The organism is Streptomyces sp. NBC_00234 (assembly GCF_036195325.1).
Taxonomy (GTDB): domain Bacteria; phylum Actinomycetota; class Actinomycetes; order Streptomycetales; family Streptomycetaceae; genus Streptomyces.
In genome coordinates, this window is the sequence record NZ_CP108101.1 from 6,263,197 (window position 1) to 6,279,168 (window position 15,972).

Here is a 15,972-nt window from a genome sequence, read left to right on the forward strand (position 1 = left end):
TCACCCGGTGCTTCCCTCACGGGACTTCAGCGCGATCTGCCACCGGTAGAAGCTCATCGCCAGCGCGAAGTCGAACCCCGCCCGCCCGTCCAGGAAGCCCCGTCGGTAGACGTACATGTAGGCGAACGACACGAGGGGCTTGAACGGCGCCTTGTGGAAGAGCTGGCCCTGGCGGGACTTCACCTTCCGCACCTGCTCCTTGACGTCCGGGTGGTGCTCCAGCCACGCCTCCCAGTCCGAGTAGCGGTTGTGCCGCTCGAACCAGGCGGTGACCGGGTCGAGGTCCTGGTGCTCGATCGGGTTGGCCAGCGACCCGCTCGTGGGGGCGACCGGCTGGTAGTGGCCCTCGACCTCGCCGATGCCCGGCGCGTCGAGGTCGCCGACCTCCGGATAGTGACAGCGCGTCCGGTCCGTCAGGGACCGCTTGCGGATGGTGTATCCGTGCCGCAGCCGCTTCCCGGAGAACCAGTAGCCCAGCGGTATGTCGTACGCCGCGGGCTTGTCCGTCGCCGGGTCGGAGAAGATCTCCCGCAGCTCCGCCAGCAGCCCCGGGCTGAGCCGTTCGTCGCCGTCCAGGAGCAGGATCCAGTCGAGGTCGGTGCGGACGTGGTCCAGGCACCACTGCTTCTTGCGGGGATGGCCGCCGTCCCAGGTGTACGTGACCACCTCGGCCCCGCACTCCTGGGCGATCTTCACGGTGTCGTCCGTGCTGTGGGAGTCCACCACGACGACCGCCTCGAAGTGGCCGAGCACCGATTTCACCGCCTCGGCGATGTTCAGCCCCTCGTTCTTCGTGGGGATCGCGACCGCGATCGGCAGCTTGCTCATCCGATGTCTCCTTCGGGCAGCCAGGCATAGCAGCCTGTGGAGGTGAAGGTGCGGGCCGTGCGGGGCACGGTGATCCGCGTCGGCTTCCCGGTGTCGGAGGAGCCCGACTCCAGGCTCTTTCCGGACCCGTCCTCGATCTGCCAGGTGCAGTCCTTGGTCGGGGCGGCCGAGCGGTAGCGGCCCGCCCGGAGGGACTTCTCCGTGTGGGTGCCGTCGGCATAGCCGAGGGCCGCTTCGTCCACCAACTCCTGGTACTGGGTGCACAGATGGGCGACCGCGGGCTTCGCATCGGGGATCTCGTCCGTGACGATCGCCCCGACGGCCGTGTCGCGGTCGACCTTGACGAGGTAGCGGAGCTTGTCGCAGGTCTCCTGCCCGGTCTGGAGCACCGCGGCCGGGTCCATGCCCTCGGGCACCCGGTCGACCAGGAACTCCTTCTGCTTCTTGGTGAAGGAGCCGGTGGCCGGGGTGATCCGGTCGGCGGGCACCTTGGGCGCTTCGCCGGTCTCCTCGGCGGAGGCGTCGGGCCCGGGTTCTTCGGTGGCCCCGGCCGACGGTCCGGCGACGGGGGGCCCGGAGGCCGCGGGGCTCTTGGCACCCGCGGCCTCCGGCCCGTTCCCCTCGGCGGACGAGCCGCAGGCGGCCAGCGCCGCCGTCAGTACGACGACGGCGGCGCCGGCCAGGAACGGATGCTTCATCAGCCCGTCCTCAGGGCGTAGTGCGCGCTGACCTGGGAAGCGCTCAGCGCGGTCGGGTAGACGGCGGTCTCGTCGAGCTGCCCGGCGAGGAAGTTGCTGGTGGGACGGTTCGGCCAACTGCTCAGGTTGTCCCCGCCGACCCGCCAGTACCCCGGGTAGTTGTCGTTGCCGGTGTACAGGAAGTTCGACGCCCGCACCTGCCCGTCCACGTAGAGCGCCATACCTCCGGTGCCCTGGGTGGCGACGACATGGTGCCAGTTGCCGTCGTTGTAGGCCCCGAGCGAGGTGACCGTCCTGGTCCCGCCGCTGTAGACGCCGAACACCAGCCGCCCGTCGTTGCGCATGTACACGTGCCTGTCGTACGAGGAGCTGTTCTGCATGACCCGGTTGCCGAAGCCGATGATCCTCCCGCCCCGGGTGGTGGTGGTCTTGATCCAGGTCTCCACCGAGAACCGGGCGGGCGCCAGGCGCACCTTGTTGCTGTACGCGTAGTCGGCGGTCCCGTCGAATCCGATCGCGGTCGAATCGCCAGCGACGGCGGCCGGGGTCTGCCGGTAGGCGGGCCCGTTGCGCAGGAAGCCGTTGTCCAGACCGGCTCCGGTGTCCGCGGCGAGGGTCGAGGCCCCCTCGTCGTAGCGCCAGTACAGCGAGGCCCCGTCGCTGAGGACCCGCGCCGGATACGCCTCGGCCGTGGCCGCCACCGTCGCGGACTGGGCCGGGGACTTGGCGCTGGTGTTGGTGCCGTCGCTCGCGGTGATCCGGTACGAGTGGGTCTCGCCCGGGGCCACGTCGGTGTCCGTCCACCTCAGCTGCGGCCGGTCCCAGAAGACGGAGTAACCCGTGGTGGTGTGGATGGGGGTGGTCGCCCCGTCCTTGTAGATCCGGTAGGTCAGTTCGCCGTCGTCGGTGTCGAAACTGGTCTGCCAGTTGACGTCGATCTTCCCGGCCGAGACGGTGGACAGGCTGACGTTGGGCACCCACGGGGCGCCGGTGTCGGGACCGTCGGCGAACCGGGTCAGCCCCTGCTGCGCCACGCCGTTGACCGTGGTGAACTCGCCGCCGACCCAGAGGTAGTGACGGCCTCCGCTGTCCGTCTGGGACATCACCCGCGGCCCGACCGGTTCGCCGATGCCGTCGTTGGTGTCCGGGAACCACGGCAGCAGCTTCGGATCGTCGACTGACTGGGCCAGCAGGTGCTTGCGCGGCTGGTCGGGGAACGCGCCCATGCTGGAGCAGTCATGGGCGTGGCTGCCGCTGTACAGCACACCGGAGTGGACCAGTACGGACTGGGTGGCACCCAGGCAGGTGTCGCGCCAGCGCTGCTGGAAGTCGTCCAGATCGATGGCGATCCGGCCGTCGAAGACACCGCCCCCGGTGCCCTCGTTGGCGGTGTAGAACCCGGTGGCGTCCGTGGTCAGGTCCTGCACCGTGGAGGTGTTCGGAATGAAGCCGGGGTAGCTCTTGGTGAGCGCCCCCGTGGTGGCGTCGACCACGGCCAGCGCGTGCGAGGTCGTGCCGTTGACCGTGAAGAAGTCCCCGCCGAGCAGGACGTGCTGCCCGTCCGGCGTCACGTCGACGGCGCGGGCCACCTCGTCCGCGTTCGCCGTCCACGGCAGCAGATCGGCGCCGGTGGTGACCGCCGCGAACTTGTTCCTGGTCTGCCCGTCCACGCTGTTGAAGTCACCGCCCAGATAGACGGTGTCGGTGGTGACGGCCAGGGCCCGTACGGTCGCCGAGACGCCGATCTTGAAGTCCTGGCGCGGGGTGCACGTCGCGGTGTCGATCGCCGCGATGTTGCTGACCCCGACGCCGTTCACCGCCCCGAACTGACCGCCCGCGTACAGGGTGTTGCCGTCCGGGGAGAGCGTCAGCGCCCGTACGGTGGCCGTCCCGGAGGAGAGCGTGAACGACAGGGTGCACCCCGTCGGCGCACCGGTCCCCGCGTCGAACGCGGCGAAGTTCACCGCGGGCTGCTCACCTGTGCCGGGTGCGGCGTCCGGCGGCCGGACGGTGGAGAAGGTGCCTCCCGCGTACACGACACCGTCGGTCGCGGCCATCGACCAGACGATTCCGTTGGTCTGCCAGGTCGTGAGGTCGTCCGCGGTGATCGACACCGGTGGGGTCAGTGCGGCTGCCGGTGAGGCTCCGGCCGCTGTGGCGGTCAGGGCTCCGGTCAGCAGGCACAGCGCGGCGGATGCGGCTCGCATCCGGCCCCGTGGCCCCGCTGATCTCTGCCCCGTACTTCCGTTCATCATTCAGCTCCGAAGGTGAGAACGAGCTGCGGCCGGTAGGCCGCGGATGATGCCTCGCTCGACCAGATGCGCAGACTGTCCGTCCCGCTGCTGGTCAGGGCGAGTGAGTAGGCGGAGCCCAGCGCTCCGCCCAGTGCGGACGCGTTCAGGTCCACCGAGTAGTCGGTGGAGACCGAGGCCGCGTCCGTGATGGTCCCCAGCACGGACGCGGAGAGCGCCGGCCGGGTGTTGTAGGTGACCGCCGACTCGGTCCAGGCGCCGGTGACCGGTACCAGGGTGTGGCTGTCGGTGGAGCCCGCCGTCGAATCCGACGAGGTGCGGAAGTCGAGCCGCGCTCCGGTGAGGACCTGTCCGGGCGGGGCCGCGGGCAGGGTGTAGCGCAGATAGGCCAGATACGGCGTGCTGCCGCGTGAGGCGAGCTGGGTGTCGTTGTACGTGGTGTTCGCCGCCACCCCGTTGACGTACGCGTCCTCGGTCGGCGTGAGGGTGACCGTGGAGCCGGTGGGCGGGGGAGTGCTGTCCGCCAGATCGTGGTGGGCGGCCACCTGGGCGGCGGTCAGTGCCGTCGGGTAGACGGCGGTGTCGTCGACCTGACCGGCGAGGTAGGTGCTCGCGGGCCGGTTCGGCCAGGCGTTGCTCATGGCGTCGCCGCCGACCCGCCAGTAGCCGTTGTACGAGCGGTTCCCGGTCGCCGGATTGGTGCCGACGGCCACTCCGTCCACGTACAGCACCATGCCGGCCGGGCCCTGGGTGGCGACGACATGGTGCCAGTCGCCGTCGTTGTACGAGGCCCCTGTGGTGATGGTGGGCCGGGTGGCGCTGCTCCCGATCTGGACGCCGAAGGCCAGGCGTCCGTTGCTCGTCAGATAGACGAGCTTGTCGGAGATGCTGCTGGTGTGGCCCTGGGCGGTTCCGACGCGGTTGCCGTACCCGACGAGCAGACCGCCGCTCGTCGAGGTGGTGCGGAACCACGTCTCGATGGAGTAGGGGGTGGGCGAGGTGTAGCGGTGCATCCGGTCGCTGTACACGTACTCGTCGCTCCCGTTGAGCGAGAGCGCCGCGGAACCGGCCACGGCAGAGGGGGTGGAGCGGTACGTGGGTGTGTTCCCGTACACCCCTCCGTTGTCGGCGGCCGAGGCATCGGCGGCGAAGGCCCCGCCCGCCTCGTCGTAGCGCCAGTACAGCCCTGCCCCGTCCGCGAGCACCCGTTCCTGGTACGGCGAGGCGGAGGAGGCGGCCGTCACGGAGGCGGTGGCGGACAGTCCGCTGGTGTTGGTGCCGTCGCTCGCCGTGATCCGGTAGCTGTACGTCTGTCCGGCCGTCACGTTCGTGTCGGTGAACGTCAGCTGCGGCCGGCTGTAGAACAGCGAGGAGCCCGTCGTGGTGTGCACGGGAGTGGTCCCGCCGTTGCGGTAGACCCGGTAGGTGAGCAGGCTGTCGTCCAGATCGTGACTCGAACGCCAGCTGACCTTGACCTGACCGGCCCGGGGTGCGGACACACTGACCGCGGGGGCGGCGGGCGCCCCCGTGTCGGGGCGGTCGGCGAACCGGGTCAGGGCCTGCTGCGCCACCCCGTTGACCGTGGTGAACTCGCCGCCCACCCACAGGAAGTCGCGGCCGTCGCGGGTTGCGACGGTCAGGGCCCTGGGGCCGACGGGCTCGCCGATGCCGTCGTTGGTGTCCGGGAGCCAGCCGAGCAGCGCCGGGTCGTCGACGGACTGCGCGGTGAGGTGTTTGCGGGTCTGGTTGGGGAAGCCGCCCATGGTCGAGCAGTCGTGGACGTGACTGCCCGCGTACAGGACGCCCTTGTAGACCCGCAGCGCCTGGGTCGCACCCTGGCAGGTGTCCCGCCAGCGCTGGTCGAAGGAGTCGAGCTCCATGGCCAGCCGGCCGTCGAAGGACGCGCCGCCCCGGCCCTCGCCCGCCGCGTACCAGCCCTCGGAGGCCGAGTCGGTGACGATGTCCTTGATGACGGCGGTCGACGGGATGAAACCGCCGGAGTAGGCGCGGGTCAGTGCGCCGGTGGAGGCGCTGGTCACCGCGAGGGCGTGAGAGTCGGCGCCGCCGACGGTGAAGAAGTCCCCGCCGATCAGCGCGCTCTGCCCGTCCGGGGTCGCTTTCAGCGCCCGGCCCGGGGCGTCCGCATCGGGGTTCCACCCGGTGAGGACCCCGGCGGCGGTGACCGCGCCGAAGAAGCGCCGGGTCTGGCCGTTGACGGACTGGAAGTCGCCGCCCGCGTAGACCGTGCCGTTCGGGGCGACGTCGAGCGCCCGCACGGTCGCGCTGAAGTCGGCCGAGAATCCCGGACGGGTCCGGCAGGTCGCCGTGTCGATGGCGACCAGGCCGTTGGCGCTCGCACCGTTGACCGCGCTGAAGTAACCGCCCGCGTACAGCGTGGACTTGTCGGGCGACACCGCGAGCGCGCGCACGGTCGCCGTACCGCTGCTGCGGGTGAACGAGAGCGAACAGCCGCTCGGCGCACCGGTGGCCGCGTTGAACGCCGCGAAGTTCACGGCGGGCGTCGTGTTGCTCCCGGCGGGAGCGCCGGCCGGACGGACGTTGGAGAACGTGCCGCCCGCGTAGACGACCCCGTTCGCCTCGGCCAGTGCCCAGACGATGCCGTTGGTCTGGTACGTGGACAGGTGGTCGGCGGTGAAGCCGACCGGCGGCGTCAGCGCGGCGGCCGGGGGCGCGACGGCCCCCGCCGCCGACAGCACACCGGAGGCGAGGGCGAGCACCGCGGCGAGCGCACCCCAGCGGCTGCGCCCGATGCGGCCCGGCGCACTCATCGGTGCACCCGGGCGACCGCGCCGCTGAGCTGGTCGTCCAGCCGGCGGATGTCCGCGTCGACCATGATCCTGGCCAGCTCCTGCGACTTCACGGCGGGCTTCCAGCCGAGCAGTTCCTCGGCCTTGGACGCGTCCCCGATCAGCGCGTCGACCTCGCTGGGACGCTCGTACTTCGGGTCGTAGCGCACATGCTCCCGCCAGTCGAGCCCGGCGTGCTCGAAGGCACACTCAAGGAACTGCCGGACGCTGACCCCCTCACCGGTGGCGACCACGTAGTCGTCCGGGGTGTCGCACTGGAGCATCCGCCACATCGCGTCCACGTACTCGGGGGCGTACCCCCAGTCCCGTACGGCGTCGAGATTGCCGAGGTGCAGGCGGTCCTGGAGCCCGGCCTTGATCCGGGCCACCCCCCGGGTGATCTTCCGGGTCACGAAGGTCTCGCCGCGGCGCGGCGACTCGTGGTTGAACAGGATGCCGTTGACCGCGAACATCCCGTACGCCTCGCGGTAGTTGACCGTCGCCCAGTACGCGTACACCTTCGCGACGCTGTACGGGCTGCGCGGGTGGAACGGCGTCCGCTCGTTCTGCGGCGGCGGGTTGGCGCCGAACATCTCGGACGACGAGGCCTGGTAGACCCGGGCGTCGATGCCACTGGCGCGTACGGCCTCCAGGAGCCGGATGGCGCCGAGCCCCGTGACGTCACCGGTGTACAGCGGTGCGTCGAAGGAGACCCTGACGTGCGACTGCGCCCCCAGGTTGTAGACCTCGTCGGGCTGTATGTCGCGCAGCAGGTTCACCAGCGCGACGCCGTCGGCCAGATCCGCGTGGTGGAGCACGAACGAGCGGCCGGCCTCCTCCGGGCCCTGGTAGATGTGGTCGATCCGCTCGGTGTTGAAGCTGGACGAGCGGCGGATCAGGCCATGGACCGTGTACCCCTTCTCGAGCAGCAGCTCGGACAGATACGAACCGTCCTGGCCGGTGACGCCGGTGATCAGCGCGGTCTTCCCCACGGTTCCCCCCTTCTGGTCGCCTGAGAGGCGGTTGTTCACCGAAATTTCGGAGTTTGAGTGTTCTGCGACAAAAGGTCACTGACGCGCAGGGGTCCTGGCAGAATCCGAGCCATGACGACTGATCTCCCCGGCCCTCCCCAGGAATCCGTCCGCCCCCTGCTACGACCCGGCTCCCGCATATTCGTCGCGGGCCACCGCGGTCTGGTCGGCTCGGCGCTGGTGCGCCGCCTCGCGGCCGACGGCCACGAGGTGCTCACCCGCGGCCGAGACCTACTCGATCTGCGCGACAGCGCGCCGACCGAGGCGTATCTGCGCGACGTCCGTCCGGACGCCGTCGTACTGGCCGCCGCCAAAGTGGGCGGGATCATGGCCAACAGCACCTATCCGGTGCAGTTCCTGGAGGACAACCTGCGCATCCAGCTCAGCGTGATCGCCGGGGCGCACGCGGCCGGAACCGAGCGGCTGCTTTTTCTCGGCTCGTCCTGCATCTATCCCAAGCACGCCCCGCAGCCCATCCGCGAGGACTCGCTGCTCACCGGCCCGCTGGAGCCGACGAACGAGGCGTACGCGCTGGCGAAGATCGCCGGAATCACCCAGGTCCGCTCCTACCGCAGGCAGTACGGCGCCGCCTACATCAGCGCCATGCCCACCAACCTCTACGGCCCGGGCGACAACTTCGACCTGGAGACGTCCCACGTCCTGCCCGCCCTGATCCGCCGCTTCCACGAGGCCAAGCGGGACGCCGCTCCCGAGGTGACCCTCTGGGGCTCGGGCAGCCCCCGCCGCGAATTCCTGCACGTCGACGACCTCGCCACCGCCTGTGTCCGGCTGCTGGAGTCGTACGACGGGGAGGACCCCGTGAACATCGGCTGCGGAGACGACCTGACGATCAGAGAACTGGCCGAGACCGTACGTGACGTGACGGAGTATCAGGGACAGATCGCCTGGGACACGTCCAAGCCCGACGGCACCCCGCGCAAGCTCCTGGACGTCTCCCGTCTCACTTCCCTCGGCTTCAAGCCGCAGATCCCGCTGCGCGACGGCATCGCGCGCACCTACGCGTGGTGGCTCGGACAACTGCCCCCGCAGGAATGAGGATTCCGGCCGGTGGCCGGCGTGTTCCCGGGCTCCTCGCATGTGTTCCCCGGCCACGTCAGTAGGCCCCGCGGCCATCGGTGACGGCGCGCACGGTGCGGGCGAGGAGCCCCATGTCCGTGGCCACCGACCAGTTGTCGACGTACCAGAGGTCGAGCGAGACGGTCTCCTGCCAGGACAGGTCCGAACGCCCGCTGACCTGCCACAGGCCGGTCAGACCCGGTTTGACCGTGAGCCGCCGGTGCTCCCGCTCGTCGTAGCGGGACACCTCCTCCGGCAGTGGCGGACGGGGGCCCACCAGCGACATGTCGCCCCTCAGTACGTTGATGAGCTGCGGCAGTTCGTCGAGCGAGGCACGGCGCAGTGCCCGGCCGACCCGGGTCACCCGCGGGTCGCTGCGCATCTTGAACATCGGACCCTCGGCCTCGTTCGCCGCGCTGAGCTGCGCCTTGCGCACCTCGGCGTCCGCCACCATCGTGCGGAACTTCCACATGGTGAAGGGCCTGCTGTGCTGGCCGTGGCGGATCTGGCGATGGAAGACGGGACCCGGCGAGGTGAGCCGGACCGCCATCGCGATCACGAGAAGCAGCGGCGCCAGGGACAGCAGCCCGAAAGCGGCGCCGGCCCGGTCGACCAGGGTCTTGACCGCCGGCTGCGGCCCGCTGCGCAGCGGCGGGGCGATGTGCAGCAGGGTCAGCCCGGCCACGGAGGACAGCCGTACCCGGCTCGCCGCGGTCTCCGACAGCTCCGAGAGCACGCACAGCGGTAGTCCGCTGTCGTGCAGCCCCCATGACAGCCGCCGGAGCCGCTCGTCCGCGAGCTGCGGCCCGGGAGCCACCAGCACGAGATCCGCGTCGTGGGCGAAGGCGCCCCCCAGCACGGTCGAGAGGTCGTCCTCGGCCGGAGTGGCGGCGAGCCGGCCGGGAACCGGCGCCTCGCAGCTCAGCGGGGCGGTCCCCACCGGTATGGCGGCGGCCACCGTGTAGGTGTGGTCCTTACGGGAGTTGAGCAGGTTCACCGCCCGGTCCACGCCCGCCGCGTGGCCGACCACGAGCACGCGGCGCACCGCGAGCCGCCGCCGCGCGGACGACAGCCACTGCCGCAGCCACGCCACGAGGAGCGACACCGCCAGGCCGGGAACCAGGGCCACCACCGCGATCGCCGGGTCGACCGACTCACCGGACACGGTGAGCAGGACGGCGAGAACCCCCACGAGCAGCAGCCAGTCACCGGCGGTGGCCGGGCCGCCCCCGCCGGATCCGGGAAGCCGTTCCGTGTACCGGCCGCGCGCACCGCGTACGGCGGCCCAGGTGACTGCCGAGAGAACCGCCGTGATCAGCGGTGCCGTCTGGCCGCCCAGGTGGTGGACGAGCCAGGCCGGACCCCCCAGGCCGAGCACGTCGGCCAGGACGACGAGCGGCAGATGCCGGCCCGTCCGTTTCCTGCTCCGTGGCCGTTCGGCGTGCGGAGGCTCCGCGGTCGGAGTCCTCCACAGCTGCTCCAGGGCCGCATTCCGGTTCCTGGACGCTGCGGTGCGTGGTCGTGGCGCACCTGCCAGTCCGACGTGCCCGGATATGTCTGTCTCAGGTATTTCGACATGCCCCATGAACCCCCCAGCCCAAGTCGCATCCCCACAAACGGGGCGCATCCGTCGATCCCGTGGACTGACGGATGCGCCCTCGCTCGGTGCACGATATCCACACACGTGCCATTTCGCTGGAGTTCCAGTGAAGTTCAGACAGGTCGGATGGTTCCCATCTCAGCCGGTTCCGGCCGGGAACTCAGCTTCTGTGCACGCCTGTTCGGCTTTCCAGTGGTTCGGCAAGCGCTTGTCCGCCGGACGAACCGGGGCGTAACTGGCCCACTGAGGTGCGGTTTTGGGGGAACGTGAGCAGGAAAGTCCTTGAAGATGTCGCCTGTTGGGAATCAGCGGTCGGCGAGCGCCCGGATCTCCTCGGCGATCGGCTTGGGGTCCTCCTCGGCCATGAAGTGGCCGCAGGAGACCGTGCGGTGCCGGAGGTCGTCGGTCCAGGCGCTCCACAGGCCCTGGGCGTGGTAGCCGAGTGCGGCGCCCCAGTCCTGCTGGAGGACGGTGACCGGCATGGCCAGCTTGTTGCCCGCTTCGCGGTCGGCGGTGTCGTGGTCCACGTCCACGCCGGCCGAGGCCCGGTAGTCCGCGACGATGGAGGGCACAGCCGCCGCGGACGCCGCGAGGTAGTGGTCGCGGACCTCGGCGGGGATCGCGTCCGGGTCCTTCGTCCAGGCGTCGAGGAAGGAGGCGAAGAAGGTGTCGGCGGCCCCCTGGATCATCTCCTCCGGCAGGCCGGGGGCCTGTGCCATCAGGTAGAGGTGGAAGCCGACCGCAGCGGAGACTCCGTGCAGGGCGTCCCACATGTCCAGGGTGGGCAGGGCGTCGAGGAAGAGGGCGCCGGAGACCGTCTCCGGGTGGTCCATCGCGGCGCGGAAGGCGACGAGGGCGCCGCGGTCGTGACCGGCCAGAGCGAACCGGTCGTGTCCCAGCTCGGCGGCGAGGCGCACGACGTCCCGGGCCATGGTCCGCTTCGAGTAGACCTCGGGGCCGGTCTCGGCGGGCTTGTCGCTGGCACCGTAGCCGCGCAGGTCGGGACAGACGACGGTGTGGTCGGTGGCGAGGTCGGCGGCGACGTGCCGCCACATCAGGTGGGTCTGCGGAAAGCCGTGCAGCAGGACGACCGGGGTGCCCGCGCCGCCGACGGCGGCGTTCAGGGTGACGCCGTCGTCGACGCGCACGCGGTGCTCGGTGAAACCGGGGATGCTCGGGGTTGTCACAGAGGCTCCTGTGGTTCGTGGCAGAGTGGACGTTCCGGACCTTGCGGCCCGGGTCTTCCGGGGGCGTCACCCAGGTTGCGGGCCCCGGATCAGCGATCGATGAGCGAACACGCGGTACGCCCGGGGACGGCGCCGCCCGCGAAAGGACCCTGTCGTGGGCGTGCGGTTCGGACTGCTGGGACCGGTGGCAGCCTGGGACGCAGACGGCTCGCCCCTCCCGCTGGGCGCGCCCCGCCACCGGGAGGTGCTCGGACGGCTGCTGGTGGCCCGGGGCCGGGTGGTACCGGTCGGCCGGCTGGTGGCGGACCTGTGGGAGGACGAGCCTCCGGCGGGTGCGGTGGGCGCGGTCCGCACGTTCGTGGCGGCGCTGCGCCGTTCCCTGGAACCCGGCCGCCCTGCCCGGCAGCCGTCCCGGCTGCTGGTCACCGACGGCCCCGGCTACGCACTGCGTGCCGGCCGGGAGGCGGTGGACGCCTGGCGGTTCGAGGACACCTGCGCGCGGGCCGCCGAGGCACCGCCCCACGCGGCCGTCGCCCTCTGGGACCAGGCGCTCGCCCACTGGCGGGGGCCGGTGCTGGCCGACTTTCCCGGCGCCGCGTGGGCCGCCGCCGAACAGGCCCGGCTGGAGGCGCTGCGCCTCGACGCGGTCGAGCGGCGCGCCGACGCCCTGCTGGCCACCGGCGCCGCCCGGGACGCCGTCGCCGACCTGCGCGCCCATGTCGCCGCCCACCCCGGCAGGGAGGACGGCTGGGTCCTGCTGGCCACCGCGCTCGACCGTGCCGGACGGCGCCGTGAGGCGCTGGAGACCCTGAGCCGTGCCCGCGCGGCCCTCGCCGGAGCGAGTGGTCGATACGGGCCCGGAGGCGCCCTGGCCCGCGCCGAGGCCCGCATCCTCGGCAGCACCACCGGCTCCGCGACCGAACCGGCCGGAATGGCCGACGGCGTCTGGGACCGGGCCGCGGCCTCCTGGGACCGCTCGGTGCCCGCCCGGTCCCGGGCCCGGCTGCACGCCACCGCCGGCCTGCTGCGCGACCTCGCGGTGACCGGCGCCGACGGCCTCGGGGAAGCACACCGGCACCGACGGGATCTGGTCACGGCGGCCGAGGCGACCGGCGACGCGGAACTGGCCGCCCGGATCATCGGCTCCTACGACGTCCCGGCGGTGTGGACCCGCGCCGACGACCCCGACGGCGCCGGCGAGCTGTCCCGGTCCGCCGCCCGGTCCGCCGCCCTGCTCGGCCCCGACGGGCCCGCGGCGCTGCGCGCCCGGCTGCTGTCCGTCGTGGCGGTCGAGTCACGGGGCGATGCCGCCGCCGACGCACCGCTCGCCCGTGCGGCCGACGCCCGCGCCACCGAACCGTGGCGGCAACGCGCCGAACGCGCCGCCGAGGAGGCCGTCCGGCTCGCCCGGCGCCTGGGCGACCCCGCGCTCCTGGCCTTCGCCCTCAACGGCGCCTTCATGCAGTCGTTCGCCGACTGCGGGTCGGCTGCCCACCGGGACGCCCTCGGCACCGAACTGACTCGGCTGGGCGTCGACCACCAGTTGTCCGATCACGAGGTGCTGGGCCGCCTCGTCCGCCTCCAGGCGCTCGCCGGACTCGGCGACCTCGCGGAGGCGGACGCCGAGGCCGAGGAGATCGACCGGCTCGCACACCGCAACGAACGGCCGCTCGCCGGAGTCTTCACCGCCTGGTACCGGGCCCTGCGCACCTGCGAGACCGACGGCTGGCCGGCCGCTCGCCCCCAGTACGCGCAGGTCCTGGCACAGACCGCCGACTGCGGCATGCCCGGCCTCACTCAGGGAGCAGCCGTCCTTGTGGCGCTGGTCCCGGTCATGCGGGGTGACGTCCCGCTCGACCCCGAGGACTTCGCCCACCTCGACGCAGGCCCCTACCGGCCATGGCTGGACCCCTTGCTGCTGGCCGCCTCAGGCGCCACCGAACAGGCTCGCCAGGCACTGACGACGGTTCCCCGGCCCCCGCACGACCTCCTCCAGGAGGCGCTGTGGTGCGTGCTCGCCCGTGCTGCCGAGTCCGTGGGGCACCTGCCCGTCCTGCGCCGCGCCCGTGAGGAACTCGCCGCCGCCCGGACGGAGTCCGCCGGCGCCGGCAGCGGCCTGGTCTCCTTCGGCCAGGTCACCCGTCACCTGGAGGCGGCCGACGCGGTCCTCGGCGTGCGGGCCCCTTCGTCCACGGGGACGGCCGAGGACGGCATCCAAGAACTCCTAACGAAATGATCTTCGAGGTGGTTGGATCACTTCGGGAACGTTGATCGGAGTGCGGGGTGGCTCGGTCGAAGCTGTGGGAAGTCGATGACGAGTTGTGGGCGGTGGTCGAGCCGCTGCTCCCCAAGGTTGAGCGCCGGGCCCGGCATCCGGGACGGAAGCGGCATCCGGACCGGCTGGTGTTCCAGGGCGTTTTGTTCGTCCTGCATACCGGGATGGCCTGGGAACACCTGCCGCAGGAGCTCGGCTTCGGCTCGGGCATGACGTGCTGGAGGCGCCTGGCCGAGTGGACCGAGGCGGGCGTGTGGCCCCGGCTTCACGAAGAGCTACTGGCCAAGCTGCGCAGCACGGGCGCCCTGGACTTCTCCCTGGCGGCGGTCGACGGCTCCCACATCAGAGCGTTAAAGGGGGGCCCAAGACGGGACGAAGCCCTGTTGACCGGGGCAGGACGGGCAGCAAGCACCACCTGATCACCGACGCCACCGGCATCCCGCTCGCCGTCACTCTGACCGGTGGGAACCGCAACGATGTCACCCAGCTCATCCCACTGCTCCAGGCAGTGCCGCCCGTGCGGGGCAAGCGCGGCCGGCCTCGACAGCGCCCCGACGTCGTGCTCGGGGACCGCGGCTACGGCCATGACAAGTACCGGCGCCTGGTCCGTGCGCTCGGCGTGAAGCCACTGATCGCGCGACGCGGCACCGAACATGGCTCAGGTCTCGGCACTCAACGCTGGGTTGTCGAGCGTGCCTTCGCCCACCTGCACTGGTTCCGCCGGTTGCGGATCCGCTGGGAGATCCGCGACGACATCCACGAAGCCTTCCTCACGCTGGGATGTGCACTCATCTGCTGGCGACGCCTGTCACAGCTGGCCCTGGTAGCCCTTACCTGACCGATGAGCACGGTCAAGGAACTAGTTGGCTTGCCTCCCATCTTCGCGTGAGGTCACCCTCGACAGTGGGATGAAGCCGTCGGGAAGCACGTCCAGCAGGTTCAGCACGCGGGCTTCCGGGGTAAGACAGGCTGTTCCACAAGGTCAGCCTCACATAGTGGGTTCCGTCGGGCGCCGCGTGCTGGCGGTTGGAGTTTGCTATGCCCGTGATCTGGGGAGGGGGCGTTCGTGCGGATCGGATCCATGAAGCGGCCTGAACGTGTTGCTGTCATCGGAGTGGGCATCCTCGGATCCAGTGTGGGCTGGAACCTGACTCGACACGGCGTCAAGGTGGTCTTCATCGACGCGGGTCAGCCGGGCGAAGGCGTCACCAACTGGTCTTTCTCGTGGGTCAACGCCAGCAACAAGACTGTGCGCAAGTCCTACTTCGACCTGAACGTCGCGAGCATGGCGGCTTACCAAGAGCTCGCCAGAACCATCGGGCCGGACTCGTGGTGGTATCCCCGCGGCCACCTGCGCTGGGCAGACGATCCGGCGGCGGAGGCGAAGCTCCTGGAAACAGCCGAGCTGCTGACCAGCTGGGACTACCGGGTCGAGGTGAGCACGGGGACCGAGGTACGCCGCCGCCTCGAACCTGCTCTCGCCGTGCCCGACGAGGTTCCGGTCGTGTTCTATCCCGACGAAGCCTGGGTGCACGGACGTCATCTCGTCGGCCGCCTGGTCGGCCTGGCCGTCGCAGCCGGCGCCGAGCACCGATTCGGCACTGCGGTCCGTGACATCGGCACCCGTGCCGACGGGGCCATTCGGACAGTCGTTCTGTCCGATGGGAGCCATCTGGACGTCGACGTCGTCGTGAACGCAGCGGGCCCCAGCGCATCCCACGTCGCCGGGCTCGTCGGACGGCATCTGCCGATGCGCTGGGAACCCGGCGCTGTCACGCGGATCGAGTGTGTTCAGGTCCCGGTTCACCGCCCCATGCACGCGCCTCACATTGAGATCCGTCCTGACGGAGATGCTTCGGTGGCTCTCCACAGCCGCGAGATCGACGCGCTCATCGACACCGGCGAAGATCCAGCGGAACTCGCACGGCTGCTCCACGAATCGGCGCGACGCGTCGTTCCCGACCTCGGCAACTCCCGCATCACCCAGACACGGGTATCCAACCGGCCTATCCCAGCCGACGGATTCCCCTCGGTGGGAGCCCTACCCTCTGTGCCGGGCTACTACGAGGCCGTTACCCACAGCGGAATCACGCTCGGGCCGGTCATCGGCGGGCTGCTCGCTGCGGAGATCCTGAGCGGGAAGAGGGATGAGATGCTTGCGGACTTCCGCCCGGAGCGGTTCATCCCGTGACGAACCAAGCCCGGTGCTGGTCGGCC

The 15,972-nt window shown here is 71.0% G+C and carries 11 protein-coding genes; 4 read left to right on the forward strand and 7 right to left on the reverse strand.

Annotation, left to right across the window (positions count from 1 at the left end; genetic code table 11):
• From OG230_RS27585 to gmd, 5 genes are read right to left on the reverse strand one after another with little or no spacing between them, the layout of a single operon-like run.
• Positions 1–828, reverse strand: a complete 828-nt coding sequence (locus OG230_RS27585) for a glycosyltransferase family 2 protein (protein ID WP_328906420.1) — start codon at positions 826–828, stop codon at positions 1–3.
• Positions 825–1,526, reverse strand: a complete 702-nt coding sequence (locus OG230_RS27590) for a hypothetical protein (RefSeq protein ID WP_328906421.1) — start codon at positions 1,524–1,526, stop codon at positions 825–827. Before OG230_RS27590 ends, OG230_RS27585 begins: the two co-directional genes overlap by 4 nt.
• Positions 1,526–3,733, reverse strand: a complete 2,208-nt coding sequence (locus tag OG230_RS27595) for a LamG domain-containing protein (RefSeq protein ID WP_328906422.1) — start codon at positions 3,731–3,733, stop codon at positions 1,526–1,528. The genes OG230_RS27590 and OG230_RS27595 overlap by 1 nt, the downstream gene beginning before the upstream one ends.
• Before the next feature lie 44 nt (positions 3,734–3,777).
• Entirely contained in the window at positions 3,778–6,567 is a 2,790-nt protein-coding gene (locus tag OG230_RS27600) for a LamG-like jellyroll fold domain-containing protein (RefSeq protein WP_328906423.1), read from the reverse strand.
• Complete coding sequence (gene gmd, locus OG230_RS27605; RefSeq protein ID WP_328906424.1) at positions 6,564–7,577, reverse strand: GDP-mannose 4,6-dehydratase; 1,014 nt, start codon at positions 7,575–7,577, stop codon at positions 6,564–6,566. The genes OG230_RS27600 and gmd overlap by 4 nt, the downstream gene beginning before the upstream one ends.
• 111 nt (positions 7,578–7,688) lie before the next feature.
• Between gmd and OG230_RS27610 the strand changes: the two genes are divergently transcribed.
• Positions 7,689–8,672, forward strand: coding sequence for a GDP-L-fucose synthase family protein (locus tag OG230_RS27610; protein WP_328906425.1), 984 nt, complete (start codon positions 7,689–7,691; stop codon positions 8,670–8,672).
• A 58-nt stretch (positions 8,673–8,730) separates the two neighbouring features.
• Here the strand turns inward: OG230_RS27610 and OG230_RS27615 are convergent, their stop codons facing one another.
• Together OG230_RS27615 and OG230_RS27620 are read right to left on the reverse strand one after the other, a co-directional pair.
• Positions 8,731–10,278 (reverse strand): sugar transferase, encoded by a 1,548-nt coding sequence (locus tag OG230_RS27615; RefSeq protein ID WP_328906426.1) that lies wholly within the window; start codon positions 10,276–10,278, stop codon positions 8,731–8,733.
• Between the two features lie 320 nt (positions 10,279–10,598).
• Positions 10,599–11,480 (reverse strand): alpha/beta hydrolase, encoded by an 882-nt coding sequence (locus OG230_RS27620; RefSeq protein WP_328906427.1) that lies wholly within the window; start codon positions 11,478–11,480, stop codon positions 10,599–10,601.
• Between the two features lie 154 nt (positions 11,481–11,634).
• On the opposite strand from OG230_RS27620, the gene OG230_RS27625 reads away from it, so the two are divergent.
• The 3 genes from OG230_RS27625 (at position 11,635) to OG230_RS27635 (ending at position 15,946) form a co-directional block, all read left to right on the forward strand.
• The gene (locus OG230_RS27625) at positions 11,635–13,716 is read left to right on the forward strand and encodes an AfsR/SARP family transcriptional regulator (protein WP_328906428.1); all 2,082 of its coding nucleotides are present in this window, start codon (positions 11,635–11,637) and stop codon (positions 13,714–13,716) included.
• A 47-nt stretch (positions 13,717–13,763) separates the two neighbouring features.
• Positions 13,764–14,593 (forward strand): IS5 family transposase gene (locus OG230_RS27630; protein ID WP_328906429.1). Its coding sequence is split into 2 segments (ribosomal slippage): positions 13,764–14,100 and positions 14,100–14,593, totalling 831 coding nucleotides; the frame shifts between segments, so codons are not numbered across the junction.
• Between the two features lie 228 nt (positions 14,594–14,821).
• A complete protein-coding gene (locus OG230_RS27635; RefSeq protein WP_328906430.1) occupies positions 14,822–15,946 on the forward strand; it encodes an NAD(P)/FAD-dependent oxidoreductase in 1,125 nt (374 codons plus the stop codon).
• Positions 15,947–15,972: the final 26 nt, after the last annotated feature.